The 25,000-nt window shown below is 63.4% G+C and carries 18 protein-coding genes; 9 read left to right on the top strand and 9 right to left on the bottom strand.

Annotated features, from left to right (window positions below; all coding sequences use genetic code 11):
* Positions 1-45 precede the first annotated feature (45 nt).
* The 3 genes from H0921_RS15320 to H0921_RS18355 form a co-directional block, all read right to left on the bottom strand.
* Positions 46-1,290 carry an LptF/LptG family permease gene (locus H0921_RS15320; RefSeq protein WP_194539396.1) on the bottom strand — a complete coding sequence of 415 codons (1,245 nt, stop codon included), beginning with the start codon at positions 1,288-1,290 and terminating at the stop codon, positions 46-48.
* 115 nt (positions 1,291-1,405) lie between these two features.
* Positions 1,406-4,876 carry a hypothetical protein gene (locus H0921_RS15315; RefSeq protein ID WP_194539395.1) on the bottom strand — a complete coding sequence of 1,157 codons (3,471 nt, stop codon included), beginning with the start codon at positions 4,874-4,876 and terminating at the stop codon, positions 1,406-1,408.
* Positions 4,877-6,563: 1,687 nt separating this feature from the next.
* On the bottom strand, positions 6,564-7,253 hold the full coding sequence (locus tag H0921_RS18355; protein ID WP_263013137.1) for a deiodinase-like protein: 690 nt from the start codon (positions 7,251-7,253) through the stop codon (positions 6,564-6,566).
* A gap of 733 nt (positions 7,254-7,986) precedes the next feature.
* On the opposite strand from H0921_RS18355, the gene H0921_RS15295 reads away from it, so the two are divergent.
* Complete coding sequence (locus tag H0921_RS15295; protein WP_194539392.1) at positions 7,987-9,669, top strand: ArnT family glycosyltransferase; 1,683 nt, start codon at positions 7,987-7,989, stop codon at positions 9,667-9,669.
* 205 nt (positions 9,670-9,874) lie between these two features.
* Positions 9,875-10,198, top strand: coding sequence for a hypothetical protein (locus H0921_RS15290; RefSeq protein ID WP_194539391.1), 324 nt, complete (start codon positions 9,875-9,877; stop codon positions 10,196-10,198).
* 225 nt (positions 10,199-10,423) lie between these two features.
* Here the strand turns inward: H0921_RS15290 and H0921_RS15285 are convergent, their stop codons facing one another.
* Complete coding sequence (locus H0921_RS15285) at positions 10,424-11,422, bottom strand: CAP domain-containing protein (RefSeq protein ID WP_194539390.1); 999 nt, start codon at positions 11,420-11,422, stop codon at positions 10,424-10,426.
* 222 nt (positions 11,423-11,644) lie between these two features.
* On the opposite strand from H0921_RS15285, the gene H0921_RS15280 reads away from it, so the two are divergent.
* From H0921_RS15280 to H0921_RS15255, 6 genes are all read left to right on the top strand, one after another.
* Positions 11,645-11,866 carry a hypothetical protein gene (locus H0921_RS15280; RefSeq protein WP_194539389.1) on the top strand — a complete coding sequence of 74 codons (222 nt, stop codon included), beginning with the start codon at positions 11,645-11,647 and terminating at the stop codon, positions 11,864-11,866.
* Between the two features lie 111 nt (positions 11,867-11,977).
* Positions 11,978-13,414 carry an aminotransferase-like domain-containing protein gene (locus H0921_RS15275; protein WP_228499856.1) on the top strand — a complete coding sequence of 479 codons (1,437 nt, stop codon included), beginning with the start codon at positions 11,978-11,980 and terminating at the stop codon, positions 13,412-13,414.
* A 41-nt stretch (positions 13,415-13,455) separates the two neighbouring features.
* Positions 13,456-14,112, top strand: a complete 657-nt coding sequence (locus H0921_RS15270) for a metallophosphoesterase family protein (RefSeq protein WP_194539388.1) — start codon at positions 13,456-13,458, stop codon at positions 14,110-14,112.
* Positions 14,113-14,354: 242 nt separating this feature from the next.
* Positions 14,355-14,954, top strand: a complete 600-nt coding sequence (locus H0921_RS15265) for a hypothetical protein (protein ID WP_194539387.1) — start codon at positions 14,355-14,357, stop codon at positions 14,952-14,954.
* Between the two features lie 279 nt (positions 14,955-15,233).
* Positions 15,234-16,139: a DNA-methyltransferase gene (locus H0921_RS15260; RefSeq protein WP_194539386.1), complete on the top strand. Its 906-nt coding sequence runs from the start codon at positions 15,234-15,236 to the stop codon at positions 16,137-16,139.
* A 464-nt stretch (positions 16,140-16,603) separates the two neighbouring features.
* Entirely contained in the window at positions 16,604-17,233 is a 630-nt protein-coding gene (locus H0921_RS15255) for a PEP-CTERM sorting domain-containing protein (protein WP_194539385.1), read from the top strand.
* A 463-nt stretch (positions 17,234-17,696) separates the two neighbouring features.
* On the opposite strand, the gene H0921_RS15250 is transcribed toward H0921_RS15255, so the two are convergent.
* The 5 genes from H0921_RS15250 to H0921_RS15230 all read right to left on the bottom strand — a co-directional run bounded on the left by H0921_RS15250 (position 17,697) and on the right by H0921_RS15230 (position 22,067).
* Positions 17,697-18,326, bottom strand: coding sequence for an RNA polymerase sigma factor (locus H0921_RS15250; protein ID WP_194539384.1), 630 nt, complete (start codon positions 18,324-18,326; stop codon positions 17,697-17,699).
* A 347-nt stretch (positions 18,327-18,673) separates the two neighbouring features.
* Complete coding sequence (locus H0921_RS15245) at positions 18,674-18,901, bottom strand: hypothetical protein (protein ID WP_194539383.1); 228 nt, start codon at positions 18,899-18,901, stop codon at positions 18,674-18,676.
* Between the two features lie 164 nt (positions 18,902-19,065).
* Entirely contained in the window at positions 19,066-19,254 is a 189-nt protein-coding gene (locus H0921_RS15240) for a hypothetical protein (protein ID WP_194539382.1), read from the bottom strand.
* Between the two features lie 287 nt (positions 19,255-19,541).
* Positions 19,542-19,763, bottom strand: a complete 222-nt coding sequence (locus H0921_RS15235; RefSeq protein WP_194539381.1) for a hypothetical protein — start codon at positions 19,761-19,763, stop codon at positions 19,542-19,544.
* A gap of 813 nt (positions 19,764-20,576) precedes the next feature.
* Positions 20,577-22,067, bottom strand: a complete 1,491-nt coding sequence (locus H0921_RS15230) for an MFS transporter (RefSeq protein ID WP_228499853.1) — start codon at positions 22,065-22,067, stop codon at positions 20,577-20,579.
* Positions 22,068-22,518: 451 nt separating this feature from the next.
* Here H0921_RS15230 and H0921_RS15225 point away from each other — a divergent pair, with 451 nt between their 5' ends.
* Positions 22,519-24,981: a protein kinase family protein gene (locus H0921_RS15225; RefSeq protein ID WP_194539380.1), complete on the top strand. Its 2,463-nt coding sequence runs from the start codon at positions 22,519-22,521 to the stop codon at positions 24,979-24,981.
* Positions 24,982-25,000: the final 19 nt, after the last annotated feature.

Raw genomic sequence — 25,000 nt, 5'->3', positions numbered from 1 at the left:
GCTTCGGGCTTCTTCCCCGTCGGCAGGATGGGGCGGGCGGACCTGTCAGCGGCGGAGCAAGCGCCAGTTCAGGAGCAAGGCGCCGCAGCCGACGGTGAGGTTGGCGAGCCAGCAGGCCAGCGGCAGGGGCAATTTGCCATCCCGGCCCAGACCCACGCCGGCCAATTGCAGCGGATAGTACACCAACAGGGCCGGCAGGAAGCAGATGACGAACACGCTCAGGTAGTCGGCCCGATTGGCCCAGATACCCACAGGGCAGCCCAGGAGGGCGAAAATGAGGCAGCCGAAGGCCAAAGCCGGCCGCTGATACAGCTCCGCCTCGGCGTTGCGCATTTGCCGCTGGAGGAACTGAATCTGGTAGTCGTAATGCCGCTCTTCTTCGCGGGCGCGCAGCCGCAGGGCTTCCCGCTGCACCGGATCGGGAATCTGCTCGATCTGCTCCCAGACTTGCTGCCGCTGGCGCTCTTTGCTGGCGATCTGCTCCCGCAGGTCGGCGATGCGCCGGGGCAATTCGTCCCAGGTCAGGGCGGAGGTGCGCACGCGGTCCTTGCCGTTCCACCCCTCCGGCAAATCCATCTGGAATGGTCCCGTCGGGTCGGTGGTTCCTGTCGTATGCTTGTCATAAATGACGAAGCGGTCCGGGTCCAGATAGAGCTTGCCGTCGCTGGGATCGAAGCGCAGGCGGGCTTCCCGCGCCCGGGCCACCACATCGTAACCGAAGTAAAACTCCTGCCGCGTCTGCGGATCGATGACCCGATTGCGCCGCTTGACCACCACATCGATCAGCCGCCGGCCTTCCACGTCCCGCACGTAGATGACGTAGGGCATCTGCGGATGGCGCAGGCAGCGGTCCCGGCGCAAAAGGTTGTAGAGCAGCTCCTCCGGATCATCCAGCAGCCGCTGATAAAGTATCTGCTGCGAGCGGGGAATGATCGTGTGGTACAGATACGCGGTGACCAGGGTGTTGATCAACCCCAAAAGCAGGGCCGGCCGCAGGATGACGAACAGATGCACCCCCGCGGCCTTGATGGCGACCACTTCATTGTCATGGGCCAGGCGGCCATAGACCACGCAGGCGGCAAAGAGCGTCGTCGCCGGGATGGTGTACGGCAGCATGTTCGGAATCGTCAGCGGAATCGCTTCCAGGACTTGCATCAGCGACAGCCCCATGCGTGAGGCGTCCTGATAGACCGGCACGATCACCAACAGGCCGGTCACCGTGCCCAGTGACAGCAGGAAGACCTTGACCAACTCCCGGAAGATCAGGCGATTGAGGATGAGTCCAGGCATGGTTGCGTCCTTGCAGTCCGCGGGAGGAGGGAGCGGGACAGCCGCCGGGCATGGGCGTCCCGTCCGTCCTTGGTCCCGGAGAGTAGCGGCACCTTCGTTCCGGCAGGCGCCGGCCTCAGGGAGGATCGCTGCGTCCGAGCCAAGGGGCGGCCCGCGCCCGCAAGCGATCGGCAATCCGCCGCACCGGATCGGTGATGAGCGGCACCGCCTCCGGCTTGTACACCAGTTGCCCCCCTTCCCGCGTCAAGCGGATGCGAAACAGGTTTTTGCTCAAAAACGCCGTCAGGTCGCCCACCGGAGTATGCACCAGCCGGGCCAGAATCTGCGAGGCGATGGTGTAAAAGTCGAACTGGACATATTCGCCGCGGATGTCCATCTCGCCGGAGCCGCCCAGGCAGACGGCCTTACCGATCAGATCGATCTGTTCTACCAGGATACGGTCGCCGCGGATGCGGAAGACGGCGTGGGCTTCCTCGAAGGCGGTCTTGTCCGGGGCTTGCAGCTTGAGGACCTTGAGCAGGTCCAGGAGGATGGGCAGGTTGTAGAGCCGCCCGGCGGGAACATCGATCTTGCCGGCTCCTTCCAGGTAAGTCTGGCCGGTGGCGGCATCCGTGCGGTTGTACAAGTGGAGCTGGGCTTGGGCCAGCCCCTTGAGGTCGGCGTCCTTGTTGAGCTGATAATGGGCGGCCACCGCTTCCAGTTGCACCTCGGCGGCATTGAGCCAAAGCTGAAAGCCCGTCGGTTCCCCCAGCACCAGGCGGGCTTGGCCGCCGATGACTCCGTGGAACCACTCCCCGCGCAGATCGGTCACTTCCACCGCCACGGGAAGGAACTGGCCGGGCTTGTGGGGATCGGGCCGCTGCGGCTCAGTGCGAAACCGGGCCAAAATGCGCTGCAAGGGCTGATCGGCGATCTGGGCCCGATCCAGCCAGGCGGCCCCCAGGACTGCTCCGAGACGGTCCCCTTCGTACCGTCCGCGGCAGGCCAAGGTGCCGTGCACCTGGGCCCAACTGACCCCCGCCTCCCAGGCGGCATCCCGCAGGCGCACCTCCGCATCCCAGTAAATGATCGGATCGGAGGACGAAGCCGAACCCGCAGGAGGCGCGGACGGCGGAAAAGCACCAGGCGCCGGAGTCGCCGCGCCAGAGCCGGGAGGTTCCAACCCCGCGGCTGCCGGACGCAGGGGGGCCGGTTCCGGCGGAGCCGAGCCGGGCAGATGCGCCAGCTCCGGGGCCGTCCGCACCACCAAATGCTGCACCCGCAAGTGGACCTCCCCCCGCAAATGCAGCGCCTGGAGGCTCTGGGCCAGGCGGCGGGGCAACGCCCGCAACAGGTCGGCATCCACCTGCAAGTCCTGCGCTTCCAATTGGCCGAGATTGGCCCAAAGGCTGCCATCCGGGAAGAAGCGTACCTCCGCCGCCGGCAGACGGCAGCGGGTCAGACCATGCCGCGCTTGCCAGTGGGCCAGCTCCACCCGCCCGTTTTTGTACTCCAGCCAGCCGCTGACTTCGTTCAACTCATAGGGGAAGAAGCGGGGGGTAAGGGTCGGGCCGGCCAGATGCAAGCTGAGTTTCAAGTCCGTAGCGGGTTGAAAGGGGGGCGGCTCCTTCTGCTGGGACGAAGCGCGTGCCCGTTCCAGGATTTGCACATCGGCGGTAAAGTTGAAGTGTCCCCGCGGGGCGAACACCTCCCACAGCTCGCCCAGGCGCAAGGCGGCCAGAGACTGCCGCAAGTCCTCGTCGAGGGGGCAGTGGGTTCCGCCCAGGCGCAAAGTCAGCAAGCGATCACGCGAGCCGGGCAAGGGCCGATTCTGCCCGTGCAGCCAGATCGGCGCCCCGGCATGCACCGCCGTGAAACCGTCCAATATCAGCTCATCTTCATCCGGCGGCGGACCCACCGGTTCCCCCGGACGCACCGGACGCTTCGGGTCCGTATCCACCACCCGCACCACGAGCCGGCCCCGCACCTTCTCCAACGGATAGGGGAACGCCTCATACCGGCACCGCCCTTCCCGAATCTCCACCCGGAACTCGCTGCTCAGGCGATTGACCCCAGCATATTGCGTGATTTCCGCCACGAAGTCGCCATACCCCTGGGCGTGGAAGCGCCGGATAAGCGCCGCATACTTGGGCGGAAACGCCGCGATGAGGGTTTCATCCAGGGGAATGTTCGTCCCGCTCAGGCGCAGTTGAATCCCAGGGTCCGGGCCTTCGCCCGTCACACTCCCCTTGATCGTGATCGGATGGCCGGAGGCGGAAGCGACCAGATCGAGCACGGTCTGCGGCGGCTGCTCCGGGCGCAAAGTCTGGCGGATCGTGCCGCGCAGGTCCTGAAGCGGATAGGGGAACTTGTCATACGTGATCTGCATTTGCCGGGGTCGCAGCTCGATCTCCTGCTGGCTGCCCTGGGCCAGGCGCTGGTATTTGTACGTGAGGTCCAGCCGACCGCGGGGCGCAAAGCGCCGGCGCAACTCCTGCACCCGATGGGGCAAATGCGGGAACAGGGCATCCTCCAGCGCCACCCCCTGCACGGTCAGCTCCAGGCGCTGAAGATACTCTTCCAGGCGCTGCAACCAGGCCGGGCGGCTGGTGCTCGCGGACCGCGGAGAGGCAGCCGGGGCCGAGGCGTCCGTCCCAAAGCTCCGGCTCTCCAGACTCAACTGCACGGCAGCGCCGGCCATTTCCCCGCTGGCCCGCTCCACGACAATTTTCTGCCCGCTGACCAGGATGCTCGCCGACAGATTTTCCACCGGCCAGGGCAAGTCGGGATGCTGGAACCGCCCTTCGCGCAAATCCAGGCGTAGATCATAACGCCAGGCGGGGGACTTCTGGGGCAGATAGGTCAGGTCCGCGCTGATCGCTGCCAGAGCTTCCAGTCCGCGCCAGGGATCGCCGCCCAGGGGCCAGACGCGGGAACCCCAGGCGGCCAGCGCTGTCTGGAGCGGGCAGGCCGGCAATTCCACCCCGGCAGCCAGGGAGCCATCCAGCCGGTTGAACCGCGCCCGCAGGGTGACCGTTCCCCAGCCGTCCGCCTGAGCCTGCACCTGCACGCTGACCACCGGCAGCGGATCGTTCAGGATCGTCACCTGCGCCTGCCGCAAGGTCAGCGCGGGCCACGCCCCGCTGGGGTCCCGCAGATGCACCGTCGCCTGCCGCATCAGCACCGTCGGCCAGGACTTGTCCGCCGCCCCGCTGCCCCACCAGGAGCCTAGATTCCAGGACCCATCCGCCTGCCGCTCCCACGTCCACTCCGGCCCTTCCAGCTCGATTTTGCGAATGACAAGGCGGCCCCGATTGAGCTGTTCTTTGTCGTGATGGAGCAGCACATAGGGGGCGTGCAAGACGGGCGGCGCCGCTGCACTCGATCCCGGCCGGCGCAGGCTCAGCTCGCGCACGGCAATGCCGCCGAGCAGCCGCAGATGGGCCGAACCGACCTGAACCTGCCAGCCGGGCAACTCGGCGCGCAAATGGGCCTCCACCTGCTGCCGGACCCGTTCCGGACTGACCCACGTCCGCGCCAGCCAGACCAGGCCAGCCAGACCAGCGGCCAGACCCAGAATCATCCCTCGGATTGCCCAGCTCCGCATAGGTGCACGTCGTCCCTGACGTCCCGCCGTCGCCGCTGCGCTGCCCGGCGCCTTTCCTTGGCCCGGCGCCCACCATACCACGCCGCCCCGCCACGTCAAGCACAAGCCGACTGGCCGACTCAGCAACCCTGAAGGCAGCCGATAGGAAAAGCCTCGGAGCCAGACCCCTCCACGAAGTGCCAGGATGGACTACTTTCTTCACCCAAGCGAATGCCAGACAGAGCGATAAAGAATACCGGCCAGAGCGATCGGCACCACGGACACCCGACCCGCTCCGGCCTACCCTCGATCGCTTCCCCAGATAGCCACGCCCCCCACGGCCCGGCCAAGGAACAACCCAGAATGGGCAGGGCCGTGCGTAACGGGAGTGAAGGCGCCCGGCAGGACCCACGCGCTGCCGATCCCCCCACCTGCCTCAGACGCCGGACGCCTGCCTAGGAGCACCGGCACCTCAGTTGGTAGGTTGCTGAGCATTGGTAGCAATGGCGCCTGTTACCCTCGCCATCGATCTCGGTTCGGTGTCTGCACTCCGGCTGGCCCAGGCGGTTTATCCCTGCGCACACACATCGCTGTCCTAGGACCGCGCAGTGACGATTTCGCGCCGTGCAACGCTTATCGCATTCCGCTTGTGCAGCCTGCTGCAGGCTGGCCAAAGCATCCTGCAGGGCTCTATTTTGATTTGCATTGCATGCTTCAGCTCCGGCGACCAAGATGGGTCCCAAGACCCCACATGTATCTTGGAGGCAGTGGCAAATGATGTGAATTGTTCCTTCACAGGTACAGACAAAATCGCCCTGCTGAGGATCTCTTCTTGCTGGGCCACAGCGCACCACGTCCGCAATCTGAAGACAGACACACTCCCGACTTCTGCAGTTTGGATCATTGTTGTCCCTGGCACAATATTGATGGCAATTCCGGATGACCCAAAATATTCTCTGGTCGAGCCGTAGTCTGGCTTCATTGCAGGCAGCCTGTGCATTAGCTGCCCTGGCTGTTGCTCTCACCCTCACCCGAAGTGGCCCGCAGCCAGGAGGGTCATCGATCTGCTCGTCTTGACCGGGTGGTGGGATGACATCATCATCCCCCGGTGGGATGACATCATCATCCCCCCGCACACGCCCAAAGGCTCCCTGCCCCCAGACCAGGATCAGAGCGGCGCCCGCCTGATGGACAGCCAATCGCAACAGGTCGCGACGGCCCAAGGGCTGACCCAGGGCATTCCCCAGTTGCCGGATAGAGGCCACGTTCTTGCCTACAAAGGCCCCCCAGTGAGCCAACCAAAGCACGCTGAATAGCCCAGCTACTCCCAACGCTGCCAAACCAAGCACCGACGGGGCTGCCGCCATAAAAGCCGCCACGACCCCAAGCCAGGCGACTACAGTCCCCCACCACGCGATACGCATGCAGCGCACGCAACTCCCCAGTTTCGACCACACCCCCTGCCGCCCACAGGCCTGGCAACCGCCATTGCTCCCGTTACTCATAGGCCACCTCCCCTGAAAGATACCCTATGAGACGTGAACCCGACGATAGGTTAACCGACGCCTCTAAGATATTCGGTTGACCCCATCATGTCAATCGATTTTTTAATTTTTCGCCCCTGAATTTTTGGGCCGTCCCAAACAGGCTATAGAGATGACCAAGCTGAGACCTCGTTCCGTCCTTCAGCCGGAGAGTCGGCGAGTCTTCAGGGAAGGTGAGTTTTCAGCCAGTGTTCGACTTCGGCGGGTCGGAAGCCGCTCGGTCCCCGGCCCCCTTTGTAGGCAATGCGGCCATCGCTCCCGATGACGTACAGCCGGTCCGGCCAGGCAGCGTAGGCCCGGTTCACCCGGTTGTCCTCCCCGTCCACCAGGGCCGGGATCGAAAGTTTCAAAGTGGCTACGCACTGCTGGGCCCGCTCGCTGCGCTCGGCCAGGGTGTTCGTTTGACCCAATTTCATCAGTATCTCGTCGCCCTCCTCTGTTCCCTCGCTGTCTTGAGGGACATAGAGGAGGGAGTCCGGATGGGCCTCGCGGATGTAAATCAGGAAAAATTCCGCTTGGTCCTTGTACGTTTGGTACAGCCGCTCCAGGTCGCCAGACTGGCGACGGAAAGGTGGTCAGGTCAAGCTGCCAAAGATCAAGACCACTGGCCGCTGGCCGCGGAAGCTGGAGAGTCGAACCTCTCTCTTCCCGGTAGGATCGGACAGGACGAAATCCGGGGCCAGGTCACCGACCTTGAGCCGGTCGGGAAACCGCTCGCCTTTGGCCGGGGGCGTATTGACCTCGCCCGGCCGGCCTGCGGGCCGTGATTTGCCTGCACCTGGCGGGGCCGCCGCGCACAGGGCCGCACCGGCTACTAGGCTGCTCAGCACCAGCACAAGCCGAAAGCCGCACATCGGAACACCTCCGGGATGAACGGACCAGGAATTGTCACTTGCCCCCTTTGTCTTTTACACCCCCTTCTTCCTGAATAGGTGGCCATGCAGGGGTTGAAGAGGCGGGCAATGTCCGGCGGCACTGCAAGGAGCCACATTTTAAAAAACCTGCGATGGCTAGCAGGTTCCGCTTCCGCCGCAATGGCGGAGGCCCCCCTCTTCTCGCTCCTTCAACGCCGAATTGGCGGCCCGGCGGGACACGAACCCTGCCGTTCGCAGATCGCCCCGGAATGCCCCGGCCACGCGGGGGGAATCAACGGCTTCCCAGCAGCTTGTGGCTCCCTGCGATACGGCAGCACTTCCGCTTTCCCCTTCGCGCGGCGGGAGGGAATTGCTAGGGTGGGATTCCCTGGCAAACGCCGGGATTCCCTGGACAACTTGGCAAACGCCGGGATTCCCTGGACAACTTGGCAAACGCCGGGATTCCCTGGGCGATTGGGGAACCTCGGCGGACGCCGGGGATGGGCTGGCTTGGTAGTCGGTGGGGAACCCTGGGAACGCGGGGGAATCCTCGACCAATCCTCGACCGCTTCGGGATTTCCTGTCACCGCAGGCGGCTTGCTGCTCGGCCCGTTCGGCGGAAGGGGCAAAGGGGCAGGCGGCGGGACGGGAGGGCGGCGGCTTCCCTCCACGGCAGGAAGTCACCCTCTGGCGGGCTGGAAACCGGAGACCCTGGCAGAACGGAGAGCTTGGCATGCGGGAGCGCCTGGGCGATTATGCCGTGCTGCTGCTCGTGGTGGGACTGGTCAGCTTGCCGGGGCTAGGCAGCTACAGTCTGTGGGATGTGGATGAAGGGGTCAACGCCGAGGCGGCGCGCGAGATGGCCGAGGCAGACAGTTGGATCGTGCCGACGTTCAACTATCAGTTGCGGACGGCCAAGCCGGTGTTGTTGTACTGGTTGCAGCGGTGGAGTTATGCAGTGGGGGGGGTGTCGGAGGGGTGGGCGCGCGGGCCGTCGGTTCTCTGCGGTCTGGGCGCAGTGCTGCTGTGCTATGAACTGGGCCGTCGGCTGTGGGACCGGGCCAGCGGCCTATGGGCCGGGGTGATCCTGGGCAGTGCGGTGCAGTTTGCCATCCTGAGCCGGGCGGCCACGCCGGATGCTCCGCTGCTCTTCTTCACCGTGCTGACATTCTTCGCCTTCTGGTGGGGGCAGGAGCAGGGGCGGCGGGCCTGGTGGCATCCCGTGGCGGCGGCCTGCGGCCTGGCGGTGTTGACCAAAGGGCCGATCGGGGCTGCCCTGCCGGGACTGGTCATTCTGCTGTACTTCCTCTGGCAGAAGGAGGGGCGGCGCTTGCTGGACGGGCGCCTGTTGAGTGCGGCGGGACTGTTTTTGCTGACAGCCGGACCGTGGTACGCCTTGGTGGCCAGCGAGACACGGGGAGAATGGGTCAAAGCGTTCATTGGGCGGGAAAACCTGGAGCGCTTCGCGCGGCCGATGGAAGGGCATGGCGGGCCGTTCTTCTACTATGCTCTGGTCTTGCCGGTCTTTTTTCTGCCCTGGAGTCTCTGGCTCATTCCGGTGCTGGAGCACACCGGGCAGCAGGCGGTGGGACGTGTCCGCCGCTTTCTGGCCTTGGCGGAGCCGAGCACCGGGGGGGAAGCGGAGGACCCCCGCCCGTACCGCTTCCTTGTCTGCTGGATCGGAGTGTACCTGCTGGTCTTTTCCGCGGCGGCGACAAAACTGCCGAATTACATCTTCCCGCTCTACCCTGCGCTGGCGCTCTTGACGGGCCGGTTCTTCGCGCGCTGGCAGAGGGAGCAGGTGCCTCTGGCGCGCTGGGTGGTGCCAACAGCCTTGGGATTGCTCGCGGCGGTGGGTCTGGCGGCGGGGGTCGGCCTGCTCGTGGCGGAACGCTGGTACCACGGCCTGGGCCTGTGCTGCTGGCTGGGGCTGATTCCTGTCGGCGGAGCAGCGGCGGGATGGAAGGCCTGGAAGCGGGGCGAAGCGGCGGCGCTGCGGCGGCGGCTGGCCGTGGCGGGTATCGCCTTTGTCGCGGCCAGTGCCGCAGTCCTGCCGGTGACACTCGATCGCCATCGGGCACCGAAGGTGCTGGTGGAAGCCAGCGGTATCGCAGAGCCGCAGCGGGACCTGCGCGTGGGAACGCATCGCTGGTTCGCTCCCAGCCTGGTGTTTTACTGCGGGCGGGAAGTGATGAACCTGCCGGATGCCGCCGCCGTCCGCCGTTTCCTGGAAACGCCGACGCCGGCCTACCTCTTCCTCCCCGCTCCTGCGGCGGAAGAGGCCAGCCTGCGCGCGGTGCTCGCCCCGCATACGTGCCTGGCCCGACAGTACGACTTGCTCGCCCGTTGCGACATCCTCGTGGTGGCCAACGCCGCCGCCCTCACCCCTTCCGCTTGCACTCCTTCCGCCCGGTAGGCCCCGCTGCTGCTCCCCTGCCTCCCCCGCGCTCCTTGGCCCCTCCGGCGGACAATCCCGCCCTCGCTCCCTAAGCTGATGCTGCGGAGGCAAAGACGCCGAATGTGAAAGCCGAAGGGGCAGGACAGCCCTCCCATTCCCCGTGAACGGCCGGTTTGCCCAGCGGTCCGCCTGGGCCGACCGGAGCCAAAACCGACGGACGATCATGAGCGAGCCAGAATACGTCTGCCTGACACTGCTGGCGGAAGAGCAGGAAAGCCGCGAGGCGTTCCAAAGCCGCCTGACGCATCTGTGGACGCACCTGTTGCGCCAGCGTCCCGACGTGTATGAACAGGTCTATGCGGAAGCGGTGGACTTCACCCATTACCAGGGCCGACTGGCCCGGCAGTACATGGTCGCCCTCGACGCCCTGGACGCCCTCCTGGAGGAAGCGACCCGTCAGGGTCTGGCCCACGCCCCCGTCGACCGCGACGACCTTTACTCCCGCTACGAAGCCAGCGGCCCGGAATGGTACCAGATCGAGCACTGACGCCCCTTGCGGCACTCTCTCTTCCCCCCTTCGGCCCCCGTCTTCCCCCGTCAATGGTTCGCCTTGACAATCGAATTAAAATGGAAAATGTGTTCAGTTATGTCATTCCCCCGCCGAATGTTTGATTTGACAATCAAATCGGAATGGGAAATATGTTCAGATATCCTGGCTCGGCTGCTCGGTTGGGATGCGGAAAAAGAAGCTCAGAGAGGCGCCCGACCGATGTCAGACAAGTCGGCCGAAGTTCTGAGTGAAGAAGAGACGGCCCGAAGCGTCGGCCAGGACGCTGACCCCGATCTCCGTGAAGTTCGGATTGAGAATGTTGGCCCGATGGCCCGGTGAAGCCATCCAGGCGGACATGACCTCCGCCGGACTGCTGTAGCCGTAGGCGATGTTTTCTCCGAAGGCAAACGAACGCGTCCAGGTATCGTAGCCGGCGGCGTCCAGCCGGTCGAGCAACTGCGGACGCGTCGTGCCGAAGAGGGTGTGCTGGTGCCCGGCATCGGGACCGTAGCGATTGCTGATCGCCGTCATGTCCAGCGTGTGCAGATAGGCCGCCTGATTGAGTCGGCCGCTGACCGTCAGCGGGGCTAGTCCAGCGCGGGCGCGCTCCTGATTGACCAGTCGGATGATCTCGGCTTCAAAGCTCGTGTTGCCCCGATTCGGCGCCGGACTGCCCCCGTTGAGCACGTCCCCGCCGAGGGTATCAACCAGTTGGTCATTCCCCGAACCGCCGATGAGGCGGTCCACCCCCTGCCGCCCGTTGAGATAATCGTTCCCCTGCCCGCCGTAGAGCACATCCCGCCCGCTGCCGCCGATAAGCCGATCGTGGCCTATCCCGCCGTAAAGCGTCGCTGCGATCGCCGTGTTGTTGCGCACCAGATCATCCCCTTGCCCCGCCGACACCACAATCCGCCGTACCTGAGCGGCGGAAAAGCTCTGTCCCGCCACACTGATCGTGGTACCGCTTTGGCTGATGATGATGCTGTCCGCACTGTCCGTGCCCAAAACGGTCAGGATGCCGTTGAACAGGTTGACCGTCGCCGGACATTCCCGCCCTTCCAGGCATTCCAGATGCAATCGGCTCGCCGCCATCGCCGCTTCCCTCACGTTGTTCCCGTAGGCATGCTGGGGAACCCCCGCCGTCCCACCGCTGGCTCCCTGCGCCGCTTCGACCGGGATGCCCCGCCGGGCGCTCTCCGCCTTCTCCCTCAATATTAACACACACTTCCTGGAGGGCGGGCTGGGCCGGCCCGTTTTCCCCTGCTCGTTCCGCCTGGCCAACATTGCTCGCACGAGAACAAGGCGGTGTTCCAAGACCTCGTTGATTCCCCGGTGAAGGAAGCGGTTTGCGAAGCGAAAGGGGTTTTTCCCTTGTCAGTGGGGAAAGGCGGCGATAGAGTGAGGATGTTGGCATCCCGAAGGGAAGTGTAAGCCGAGGTAGCGATGGGGCGGCGATTGTCCCCGGTACTGGCGCAGCGAGCGTCCCGATGGCGTGGAGCGTCGGGGGCGGCGGAGCCATTCTGGGAGACGGAGCGGAAGTACGGCGAACAGGCCAAGGCAGGACGATGGGCCGCTGGGTCCGCTCCTGGGGCTTGTGTTCCCGCCGCAGCCCTGGCCGCTGCCATTCTGGCTGCCGCTGCAGCGATTGCCGCAGGAGGCAGCTAGCTCCGGGGTGCCATCACTCAGTCCCGCGAAGACCCAGTGCATGTCGGCCCCGGAGCAAGTTCCCGGGGCCGACGCCTTTTTTGACCTCGATGAAGAAAGGACGAACCACCCATGCCTTCCCACCTGCCCGATGCCCCGCCGCAGAGTGAACGGACCGCTGTGTCTGGCTGCACGTCCAGGGTTCCCCCCGGCACTGACAGCAGACTGTCTCCACCGCCGATCGTGCGCTCCCGCAAGTCCCTACGGACCACTGATTCCCCCATCAATTTCTACATCCAGAAGGCGTTGGAGACGCCCGGCTTGATCTCGCTGGCCGCTGGCCTCGTCGATGAAGGTAGCCTGCCCTGCGAAGCGGTGGCCCAGGCCTGCCAGGCCGTGCTGCTCGACCCCCGGCGCGGACCCGCCGCCTTGCAATACGGCTCGACCCAGGGTCTGCCCCGCCTGCGCGAACAAGTCCTCCACCTCCTTGGCCAGGCCGACGGCTGCTCCCCCCACGAGTTGAACCTCACCCCCGACGACGTCGTTCTGACCACCGGCTCGCAGCAGTTGCTCTACCTTCTGGCCGAAGTGCTGCTCGACCCCGGCGACATCGTGCTCACCGAGGCGCCCTCCTACTTCGTCTTCCACAGTGTCTTGCAAAGCCACGGCGTCCAGGTGCTCGGCGTACCCGTGGATGAGGGGGGCTTGTGCCTGCCGGCCCTGGAGGAACTCTGGGAACAACTCGCGCGGCAGGGAGCGGCGGAGCGCGTCAAGCTCCTTTACACCGTCGATTACTTCCAGAACCCCACGGGGTGGACGCTCGCCGCCGAACGGCGTCCGCAATTGTTGGAGCTGGTCCAGCGCTTCAGCCGCCGCCAGCGGGTCCTGGTCGTGGAAGATGCCGCCTACCGCGAGCTGCGCTACGAAGGGCCGGACCTGCCGAGCCTCAAGAGCCTGGATCGGGACAACCGCTGGGTGGTCTACGCCGGCACGTTTTCCAAGCCGTGCGCACCGGGACTCAAGTGCGGCTATGCCCTCCTGCCGCCGGAGATACGCGAGCCGATCTTGCACCTGAAGGGGAACCACGATTTCGGCTCGGCCCATCTCGTGCAGCATCTGCTGGCGGAGCTGATCGACCGCGGGGAGTATCAGCGGCAGCGGGACCGCCTGCGCCCGCTCTATCGGCACAAGCGCGACGTGATGCTGGACGAGTTGGCGGCCACTCTTGGCCAGGAAGCCGGGATTCGTTGGAGCCGGCCGGCAGGGGGATTGTACGTTTGGCTGGCGTTTGCCGATCTGGACACCGGCCCGCAGGGGGCACTGGCCCAGGCGGCCCTGGAGGAGGGCGTGCTTTACGTCCCCGGCGAGTTCGCCTATCTGCCCGCCGACGGGGAGCGCCCGCCACACCACGCCTGCCGCCTGAGCTTCGGCGTCGCCACACCGGAGCAAATCCGCGAAGGCATCCGCCGCCTCCACCGGGCCGTCCGCCGGGTTCGGCACAGCACCGGAACCGCCTCCGCCGGGCAACTGAACTCCCCAGCAGTACCGCCGCGTGGTACAGTGGCGTAAGATTAAAAATGGTGGCAGGAGCCGGAGGATGAAGAACACGTGTGGGGGACGGTATGCGCATTGGTGTGGTCAGCGATACCCATGATCGCCACGAAGCGATTGCGGAAGCCGTGCGCCGTCTCCAGGAACATCAGGTCGAACTGATCCTGCACTGCGGGGACATCGAGTCGGTGGCTGCGGTCGAGGCGTTTCGTCCCGTGCCGACTTACTTCGTTTTCGGGAACTGGGATCGCCAGCGTCAGGAGCTAGCGCGGGCCATCAAGCAGATCGGCGGCGTGCACTTCGAGACCTTCGGCGCGCTGGAAATCGGCGGCAAACGCATCGCCTGGCTGCACAGCCACGAACGGCGGCACCTGCGCCAGTTGGAAATGGCGGATTACTTCGACTACCTCTTCTACGGCCACACCCACATGCGGGAACAGCACCGCACCGGCCGCACATTGGTAGCCAATCCCGGCGCCCTCTTTCGGGCCAATCCCCGCACCTGCATCGTGGTGGACATTCACAGCGGCGAGATCAAGCCCTTGATCATTGCCCCGGCGGACAAAGCCAGCCCCGAAGCAGCACCAAGCTGGCCGACTCTCGACCCCAGCGATTCCGCCCCGCACTTGCCCCTCGCCGTCCCGCCGCCAAGCACCGCACCCCCCGCCCCGTCTTCCCTTCTGCCCCCGCCGTCCGACTCCACCCCCAGCCCCTAAGCCGGTTCCTTGGTCTCCTGCGCCGCTGCCTCTCTCCCAAGTCCGCCCCTGTTTCGTTCGCCCCTTTGTCCCTCCTTTTTCCTCGCCAACCTCCCCTGTTCCGCTCGCTTTCGACCGCAACGCAATCCCCCTTGACCCGCGAATTCCAGAAGTGCTACCTTGGGCCGCGATGCAGGAACTGGCTGAAGAGTTCCGCCAGGGCCAAACTCTACCGCCCGAAGATTCACCCAAGGAGAAACTCGATGTCGGGATTTTGTCGTGGTCGTGGGTTCGCCATTCCGCTGCTGCTGACGCTGGGAGTAGCGGCGCCGCTTCAGGCCGGCTTGGTTCCTGTGCGGGTCTCCGTCCTGCCGGATGGCGGCTACTATCGCTTCACCTACGCCATTGTGCTGCCCAGCGACGCCTTGCTCCGTCCGGGGGACTACTTCACCATTTACGACTTCGACGGCTTCGTCCCCGGAAGCGACCAGGTGGGTGGCACGCCTTACGCCAGTTACTGGAGCTTTTCCAGCAGTGGCACTGGCCCGACACCGCCCGGCGTGCTGCCCATGGACGATCCCCGCATCCCCAATCTGACCTGGACCTATCACGGGCCAGTCCTCGGCGCCGCCCAGACGGGTCTGGGGAACTTCTGGGCACTGTCGATCTATCCGGACACCAAGGAGTCCTGGTTTACAGCGCGGACGGGAACGGTCGGTGGCTACAATGACCACAACATCACGCCGACGACGGTGCCCACGCCGAAGGCGCCGCCCCCGCCGCCGCCGGTGCCGGAGCCGGCCGCCTGGGTGCTGGCCGCCCTGGGCTTACCCCTGCTCGGCTTCTGGCGCCGCCACCCCTGACCGGCCCACCGCCGATCCTGCCAGAAGGAATCGCCCAACCTCCACTCGCTTCCCTTCTTCCCGGTCCGCCTCGCGCCCAGAGACTCTCTCCCCTGAGAATCACTCCATTGCTGAATCGTGATTTTCTTAGTTCCCTTTTGCCGGGAAGTTCTAAGTAAGAGGAGCGCAGCTTCGCTTGGTGAGCCGGGAGTGGAGGTGTAGAATCGGGAGTGAGAGTAGGGTCGAGTGTGGAAACGGTGGCGGATGCAGAAGCCATCCTCGTCTGAGTCAGAGCAGCGTATGGACAAGGGGTTCTCTCCTGGGGGCCAGTTTGTGGAGCACGCGGAAGTGCACATCGGGGAGACGCGGCTGCTCATCGGCGATTGCCGGAAACTTCTACCGTTGTTGCCCAGCGAGTCGGTGCAGTGCTGCATCACCTCCCCGCCGTATTGGGGCCTGCGGGATTATGAGCATCCGGAGCAGCTCGGCAGCGAGCCGTCGCCGGCGGAGTATGTTGCTCATCTGGTGGCCATCTTCCGCGAGGTCCGTCGGATTTTGCGGCCGGAGGGGACGCTCTGGCTCAACATCGGAGATGGTTACGCCCGCAACGGCGGCACAGGCCGGCATGGCCCCAACGCCCGCGTCGGCAACACCCGCAAGCTCATCCAGAAGCGGAACTGCCGGGTTCCCGCATGCTGGGGACTCAAAGATCGGGACCTGCTCGGCCTGCCCTGGCGCGTGGCCTTTGCTCTGCAAGAGGACGGCTGGATCCTGCGCAGCCACATCGTCTGGATCAAAAAGACGCCGATGCCCGAAAGCGTGCGCAACCGCCCCAGCCGAGCTACGGAGGACATCTTCCTCTTCGCCCAGCAGCCCGGCTACTTCTACGACCACCAGGCCGTGCGCGAACCCAGCGGGGCAAACCTGAAGAACTACTGGCTGCTCGGTTCCGAACCTAATAGCAGCGATCATCCCGCAGCCTTTCCCAAGGACCTGGCCCGCCGCTGTATCCTGCTGGCCACTCGTCCGGGGGAGACGGTGCTCGATCCCTTCGCCGGTTCCGGCACCACCGCCCTGGCTGCGCAGGAACTGGGCCGCCGCTGCATCCTCATCGAGTTGAACCCGGCGTATGCCCAAGCCGCCGCCCGCCGCCTCCAAGCCCGCCCGCAGAGGGAACTGTGGCTTTCCCTGGGAAATGTCCTCTAACCCCGCCGGGACAAGACCAGCGCAAGGTCAGCGAGGTTCAAAACGCCCCTTCTCCCAGACGCTGAAGATGCCACCCTTTCCCCCGCTGGCGAAAATCGCGTTCCCCTCGCGCCGCCTTCCGCGGTTCGGCCCGGTACGGGAAAGTCTTGGGGCAGAATGCCCAGAGGCGGGAAAGCTCCAGCGGCAGGGTGTAACTAGATTCTCTGGGGGTGGGGGCTGAAGCCGCGAGGTGTTTCCCCAGACTAGCAGAGCTGCCCGGCAGGGAACCCCCAGAGAATTTGGTTGCACCCCAGCGGCAGGGAGCGGGAAGTGGCGTTGACAAGGAAGCGTTGCTGGCGGTAATACAGTCCCGCTTGGAAAGCCACCCGGCTCGCCGCCGACGGAGGGAAACGGCGGGCGGGAGCGGCGGCCCGATGGACGGGCCGTGCACACCGAGGAGTCGCCTGACACGGAGGATCATTTCGATGACACAACGTTTGTTCTGGACGCGCCGGCTCGCCTACGCGGGTGTGGGCCTGGCCATGCTCGCCTTGAGTTTGGGGCAGGCTCGGGCTGGCTTGCTCCCCGTTTCGGTCACGGTGCAACCCGAATCCGGCAATTTCCGCTGGACCTACTCGGTGGTTCTGCCCACCGATATGCAACTGAAAGCGGGAGATTACTTCACCATCTACGACTTCGAGGGGTACATCGCGGGTTCGGCTAAGGTCAGCGCCACCGGGCCGGACGCGAGCTACGCCGCCTACTGGAGCGTCTCCACCAACCTGACCGGCCAGACCCCGCCCCTGCTCAGTCCCACGGATGATCCCGGCATCGTCAACCTGACCTGGACTTACAACGGCCCCACGATCCCCGCCGGCCAGCTCACGTTGGGCAACTTCATGGCCACCTCGCTCTATTCGTCGAGCAAGCCCAGCTTCTTCACCGCGACCAATCCGCGAGCTGCCGACGGCGTTATCGACAACAACATCACGGAAACGATCACGCCAACCGGAAGCCAAGGCCCCACGCCAGGAGTGCCGGAACCAGCCACGCTGGCCTTGGCTGCCCTGGGATTGCCCCTGATCGGCGCCGCCCGGATGCTCCGCCGTCGCTGACACTCTCCTGACATCTCGCTAGCAAACTTTGACGCAAACCGCAGCCTCCTACCGGCCTCCCCTCCTTCGGACGCGGACAGCGGGAGGCCGCCCATTTTTTTCCTGTCCTCCAACCGTTCCCCCTCCTCATCCGCAGGGGAAAATCCGCCTCCGCCCTTAGTCCTTTCCTCATCCTACCGAGAGGGAAAGGGCAGCCGGGACGTAAGGCGAGAAAGGGAGGGACAGTCGCGAAGCGCGAGGAGATGTTCGCGAACAAGCAAAGCCAGGAGAAGAGCAATAGCACCCGCAGGGGATAGGAAAAAGTAAGAGGGAAGGTAAGAAGGAAGGGCAGCGGCAAACGGTCGAGAAGACCTTTCAGCAGAAACAAGGGGACGGTGTGTAAAAGTCACAAGAAAAACCAAGACCCGATGCCGCGCCCGCCCCCGGATGACAGGCACGAGGCCTTCCAGCCAAAACAGGCCGATCAGAAGGACAGCTTGTGGGCCAGCGGGGCGCGCAACACCGCACGGGCTTCGTAGAGCAGACGCTTGATGGTGCCTTCCGGCTTGTTCAGCTCCTGGGCAATCTCCGCGACCAAACGGCCGTTCAAATAGTGCTCTTCCACAACTTTGCGATGGAGTGGCGAAAGGTGCGGCAGCACTTGGCGGAGCGTCTCGCACATTTCCCGGTCAGCGACTCCGTCCATGGGATCGGTTTGCTCAGGATTGTAAGCTTGATCTTCCCAACCCACCTCCCCAGAATCGGTTGGGTTGACACCGCCGCGAATGACCTGACGAATACCGCTGCTCACCGAACGCCGCAAGCTTTTCTTATCTCGAATTTTTTTCTTCGTATGGCGATAGACGATATTTTTCGCAATTTTTGTCAACCAGCTTTCGAAAGCTTTGGGGTCCTTGAGCGTTTTCAATTTTTGCCATACCTTGAGAAATGTTTCCTGAACAATGTCTTCATCTTCGTTGGCTAAATTGGCCTTGCGGCAAAGATCAGAAATATATCGAAGCAATTTTTGGTAGTATTGACTGTACAATTTGTCGAACGCTTTTTTGTCGCCATTTTGCACTTGCAGAATCAGCTCGATCGTGTCTTGGGTCATGTGTTCTCCTTAGTTGATGTCCCGGAATGTTTCGCCCTCGGCACGAGACACGCCTCGGCTTCGGGCACGCAGGACCGCCTCCCGCCGCACTTCAGGTGGTCCCTGGTCCAGGGGAGTTCATCGAGGTTCGACGGCGGGACACCTCGGCCGGCAACCACAGAAGCAGTCCCATCCGGACGGCTTCGGCGACCGGCTCAGCTCCTAAATCACACCAAGAAGTCCCCGCACTCTGAGGTCATGCGGTCAAGCACAAACCTTCGAGCAAAGAACCTAGCTCAAAAAACCCGCTGAGGGTCAACAGAAAAAGTCAGTCCAAACTACGTAAGACAGAGCCATATCTCCACAACTTAGTGGAAATAGAGACTCTGAAATGACAGGATGCCAAGACCAGCGGATGGCATCGAGGCAATCGCTGGGCGTAGCGAGTAATGCAAGATGCAATCCTCCCACAGGAACAGGAAATCGGGGCAGGCCGCTGCCGCCACGGCTCCCCTGATCGCACCGAGGGAACCGGAACCGGGAACCTGGCGCTCCGAGCAGTGTTCGGGAGGTGAAACCATGCGGTTGATGTTCATGGCGTGTCACTCGCCGGGGTCGCTGGCGTTCGCCGGTTGCCGGCCGCCCTCTGGCTCTTTCCACACACTAGATGCAGAGCGGTCGGATTATTCCCCGAAAATCTCGATTTTTTCCCGAACCGCCCCGCCAGAACATCCGCAGTGCCCACCGTGGCTCTCAGCGGTCAATTTTTCTTCTTGCCTTTTCGCAGTTCGTAGGCCTTTGTGACCTTTCCACCGAAGATGCCCGGACGGGTCCGGTAACGAACCTTCCGGCCGGTATCGTGGTAGGTCACATCGGTGATTCGATCACCGAACCAACCTTTGCGGGTGTGGACCGTCTTGGTTTTTTTGGCAAATAGCCAGTCAAACATGTTTTTCTCCTTTCAATTAGAGTCTTCGTTTTGGACACTAAACTTACTGAGATCCACTAGTTCATTCGTCAACGGCGGATGGACATTATTAGGAGACCTCCGTCGTAGCTGGATAACTGAACAAGCCGCGTTTAGCTCGTTCCCAGAGCACCAAACAATCCCCCGCACTCTGAGGTCATGCGGTCAAGCACAAACCTTCGAGCAAAGAACCTAGCTCAAAAAACCCGCTGAGGGTCAACAGAAAAAGTCAGTCCAAACTACGTAAGACAGAGCCATATCTCCACAACTTAGTGGAAATAGAGACTCTGAAATGACAGGATGCCAAGACCAGCGGATGGCATCGAGGCAATCGCTGGGCGTAGCGAGTAATGCAAGATGCAATCCTCCCACAGGAACAGGAAATCGGGGAAGGCCGCTGCCGCCACGGCTCCCCTGATCGCACCGAGGGAACCGGGAACCTGGCGCTCCGAGCAGTGTTCGGGAGGTGAAACCATGCGGTTGATGTTCATGGCGTGTCACTCGCCGGGGTCGCTGGCGTTCGCCGGTTGCCGGCCGCCCTCTGGCTCTTTCCACACACTAGATGCAGAGCGGTCGGATTATTCCCCGAAAATCTCGATTTTTTCCCGAACCGCCCCGCCAGAACATCCGCAGTGCCCACCGTGGCTCGTGCGTTGGTCCCTTCTCCTTTCCGGGAACCAGGGTTGTCTACCGAAGTCCTTCGCGGACTGCTGAAGGATATTTTGGGAAAATTCCCCTTTTCGCTCCCTGCCGCTGCCGTTCCTCCTTTCCCTGGGATAAAACCAACAAACATCGGTTTGCATATCAGGGTGATGATCATCTGCCCCCGATCCGATGAAACCCTCCATTAGAAGGACAACATAGGACTCTTCCGATCGGACCCCTTCCTCAAGGGAAGAATTCCCCCGATTTATTCCCCACTTAATTAAGGAAGGATTCTTCACAACTAAAACGGAAACAGATAGGTGAACCAACCCTCCTTCTTAAAAAGGAGGGTTTCTTCGCACCTAAGACAGATAGGTGAACCAGGCCCGTTATTCTGAACGCTGGGCATACTCCTCCTTGCGCGACGGACCCTCGATTTTCCCGAAGCGAGGCTTCCCCGGCCCGAAATGGGCAGAGTTCCCCCTTACCCCCAAAGATAGAAGACGCAGTTGGCCGCCCTCCGGTTCGGAAATTTTTTACTTTTTTTGGGTCCCCATCCTGGGGCGGATGACGGGGCCGCCTTTCCCCTGGCTTGGAAGTGTTCTCCTGTTGGTCCGCGGCACACCGGAGGAGGCGAAGGGGTCTGAATCCGCGCGTTTTTACTCCGGCAGAGGTCGGCCACGGGTTTCCGGTGCGAGGGCGATGAGGAGAAGGCCGACGAGGTACACCGCGGCGACGACGGCGCAGGCTTGGGCGTAGTCGTTGTCGAAGGCGGCCAAGAGGTTGGCCATTTGCAGATTGCCGGCAGCGGCGATGATCCGCCCGAAGTTGAAGCCGAAACCCTGGCCCGTGGCCCGCACCGCCGTGGGGAATAGCTCCGGCAGGTAGAGTGGCAGCCAGCCGTAGAAGGCGGCGGAGACCAGGCTCATCAGCGCCGCGGTGAGCAGGAACGTGGTGCCGTAATGGTCATTGAGGCGGTAGAAGCCGACCATCGTCAAGAGCGACAGCAGGCAGAGGGCGGCATAGACAGCTCGACGTCCCAGCGGGGCGCAAAGCAAGGCGGCCAGGAAACAGCCCACCGCGGCGGAGACCGACGAGATGATTTGCAGCAGCGGTTTGGCTTCGGGGACATCGCCGCCCGGCAGCTTCCCCACCCACATGTACATCCACATCAGGCCGGCCCAGGTGCCCAGAAGGGGCACGCCGCTCAAACCCGCCCCCAGAAGCATGCGGCCCAGCACCCAGCGCCGCTGAACCGCCGGTAGTCCGCTGCGCAGCAGATAACCCCGCGCCGGATACAAATACCCCCCCACCACCAGGAGCAAACCCACGAGCGAGCCGGCCAGCCGCACAGAGGAAGGCAAGGCACCCGCCGGAGCCGCCCACAAGGCGATCACGCCACAGGCCGACGCCGTCCCCAGCAGCACGCCCAAAAGGTCCCGCTCCGACCAGTGGAAGGCTTTGCCCGCTTGCCGCGCGTGTTCCCATTTGTCCGACTCCGGCACAAACAGACGGATGAGCAGCGTGAGCAACGCGGGAATCGCCCCCAGCAGAAAGAGGAGGCGCCAGTAGCGATGGGCCGTCAGGGCGTGGGTCCACTCCTGGGGCAGGCCCAGCGCCAGAAGCGACTGCTGGACTTGCTCCGGGGTCAGGTGATGCAGAGCATAAGCCATCCCGCCGCAGATGGTGTAACCCAGGTTGCCGAAGGCGCCGATCAAACCGGCAAGCAGAGCGCGGGACGCTCCCGGCCACAACTCCATGACCAAGGCGACGCCCAACGCCCACTCCCCCCCCATGCCCAGGGCGCCGAGAAAGCGGAGGATGGCCAGCACCGCCGGTCCCGACGCCGCCGCACTCAAACCGCTACAGAGCGAATAGAGGAGAATGCTCAAGGTCATGGCGCGAACGCGCCCGAACTTGTCCCCCAGATAGCCGAAGAGAACGCCCCCCGTCGCCGCCCCCACCAGAAAGCAGGCCAGCACCACCCCATACCACAGGTCCAGTGCCGCTTGTTCCGCCTCCGCCCCCAGCAATTCCCGCAAGGCATCCCGCCCCACCAGCGGGAACAAACCCATCTCCATACCGTCGAACATCCAGCCGAGCAAAGCGGCAATCACGGCCAACACCCGTCCCGACCGGCTTGCACTCATGGGGAAGTCCTCACGAAGGCTTGGTCCTCGCACAGTCCGCTTCTGACAGGTTCCGCCCCCACCGCCCCCTCGGCAAGAGCCCCCCGGCCATCCTCACAAAAGCCAGCCACAAACCGCAAACCGCACACTCCCACCCCAACCGCTGGGAAAAACGGCACGCTGCACTCACCAGAAAGACAACGGCTTGCCCCCACCCCCCCAGTCGCCGAACCTACACCCTCTTCTCGAAAGCGAAAAAATCCATCCGGCGAAAAAAACGCAGCGTTTGGACGCACGTCGATTGTATCCACCCAAACCGATCATTAAGATGCATCAAGGTCCAAGGAACGATTGAGCTTTGACGAGCGATTCTTTTCAGGTACCACCTGGAATCCTGCCGCCGAGCGATGATGTGCTCGCGCGGTCAACCCCAGAGGAGTAAACCTGGCTACGACGAAGCGAGAGCTACTCCATGACGACCTGGCCAATCGATCTGGACTACCAAGAAACCATCCAGCACCCGAAGCGCTGCTTTCAGGACCCCGACCTGAAAGAAGGACAGGTTACGGTGGACAACAAATTCGGCATGCCCAAGCCCATAAGTGGCGCCTTCGGCATTGTGTTTCAGGTCACCTCTCCGAACGGGCAGCGGTGGGCCGTCAAGTGTTTTACACGAGAAGTGCCCAGCTTGCGGGAGCGCTATCAGGCGATCAGCGAGCATCTCCAGCGTGTCCGCCTTCCCTGCATGGTGGACTTCCATTATCTGGATTCTGGCATCCTCGTCCGCGGCCGTTGGTACCCGATCCTCAAGATGCACTGGGTCGAGGGGAAGCCCCTCAACGCCTTCGTGCGCGATTGCTTGAACAATCACAATGCGCGTGAGACGCTCCAGGCCCTCACCCAACTTTGGCTCCGGCTTGCGCAAAACCTCCGCGACAAAAACATTGGCCACGGCGATTTGCAGCATGGCAACGTCCTCATGGTTCCAGGCAGCGAAGCCCCCGTGGTGTTCCTCAGGCTCGTGGACTACGATGGCATGTACGTCCCCGCACTGGCTCAGACCACGTCAACCGAACGCGGACATCCGAACTATCAACACCCGAAACGCCTGGAGCAGGGATATTACGGCCCGGACGTGGATCGCTTCTCCCATCTGGTGATCTATACCGCCTTGCGCTGCTTGATGGTCGATCCCACCCTCTGGGAGCCATTCAACAACGAAGGTGACAATCTGCTCTTCACCAAGGCGGACTTTGAACAACCCAAGGACTCGCGTCTCTTCCGCCGGCTCTGGGAATTGCCGGAGGAGGACGCCCGCCATCTGGTCGGCCATCTTCTTCTGAGCGCGGTCCGTCCGATAACTGCCACCCCCTGGCTGACGGAATTGGTCCGCGACGGGAAAGTACGCCCGCTGTCCCGCGAAGATCGAACAACCGTGCAGCACTATCTGGAACCAAGGCCGCATTACACTCCGACTTCTCCCTCTTCCGATGATTTTTTCCTTGTGATGCCGGGTGAAACGTCCTCGTCTTCTTCTCGCCCGCCGTCCTCTCGCCCGTCGTCCCGCGGTTTGCCTTCCTGGTTGTCCCAGGTTGCACCGAGCATGGCGGCGCCGCCACCGCCACCCCCGCCGCCGCCCGCAGCACGTTCCTCGCTGAAGTCTTCGCTCTCTGAACTGCTATCCCACTTGTGGTCGCGGTTGCAGGCAGTGCTCCGTGATCCCAAACGTCGGCGTCAAATTTTGTTCGGTGGGGGAGTGGCAGTGGCTGTGTTGCTGGCTTACGAGATCGGCTCCTGGCAGACCACCCACACCACCCGCCACCCAACCGATGCTCCGAGACCAGACCAAACACCCTCCTCGAATCAGCCGCCGACGGTGGCCATCGCGGGAACCGATCCGGCGGAACCAGTGCCAGGCCAGCCCTTCACCATCCGCTTGGATGGGAACGACCCGGACGGCGACACCCTCACCTTCGAGTATCGCCGGGTTGGGGAGAACAACTGGCAGATGGCACCAGAGGGCCAGGTCCGCCTGGAACGTGTGGCACCAGGAGCATTGGAACTTGAGTTTCGCGTCGCGGATGGCCGAGGGGCTGTCTCTGCTTCCCTCCGCCGGACATGGCAAGTGCCCGGCGAAATCCGCCAATTCAGCGGGCACACCGAGACGGTCTGGAGCGTGGCGTTTTCTCCCGATGGTCGCTATGCCCTGTCGGGAAGCGAGGACAAGACCCTGCGGCTGTGGGAGGTGGCCACGGGGAAGGAAGTCCGCCAATTCAGCGGACACACTGATGGAGTCACGAGCGTGGCGTTTTCTCCCGATGGCCGCTATGCCCTGTCCGGAAGCGAGGACAAGACCCTGCGGCTGTGGGAGGTGGCCACGGGGAAGGAAATCCGCCGCTTCACCGGACACACCGATTTGGTCAGGAGCGTGGCGATTTCTCCCGATGGCCGCTATGCCCTGTCGGGAAGCGAGGACCAGACCCTGCGGTTATGGGATGTGAAAACGGGACAGCAAGTCCGCCGCTTCACCGAAAAAACCGACAAGATCCTTTGTGTGGCGTTTTCTCCCGATGGCCGTTATGCCCTGTCGGGGAGCTATGATCAGTTCGATAAAAAGCATATCCTGCGGCTGTGGGAGGTGGACACGGGGAAGGAAGTCCGCCAATTCAGCGGACACACCGAAGAGGTCAATAGCGTCGCCTTTTCTCCCGATGGCCGTTATGCCCTGTCGGGGAGCTATGATCAGTTCGATAAAAAGCATATCCTGCGGCTGTGGGAGGTGGCCACCGGAAAGGAAATCCGCCAATTCACTGGACACACCGGTGGGGTCTGGAGCGTGGCGATTTCTCCCGATGGTCGCTATGCCCTGTCGGGAAGCGCAGACAAGACGCTGCGGCTGTGGGCACTGCCGGAGGAAGTGTGGCTCAAAAAATAGCCCCTTGCTAAGGCAAGAG

The sequence above is a fragment of the Thermogemmata fonticola genome, assembly GCF_013694095.1.
Classification (GTDB): domain Bacteria; phylum Planctomycetota; class Planctomycetia; order Gemmatales; family Gemmataceae; genus Thermogemmata; species Thermogemmata fonticola.
This window is presented reverse-complemented; position numbering and strand designations above follow the sequence as displayed.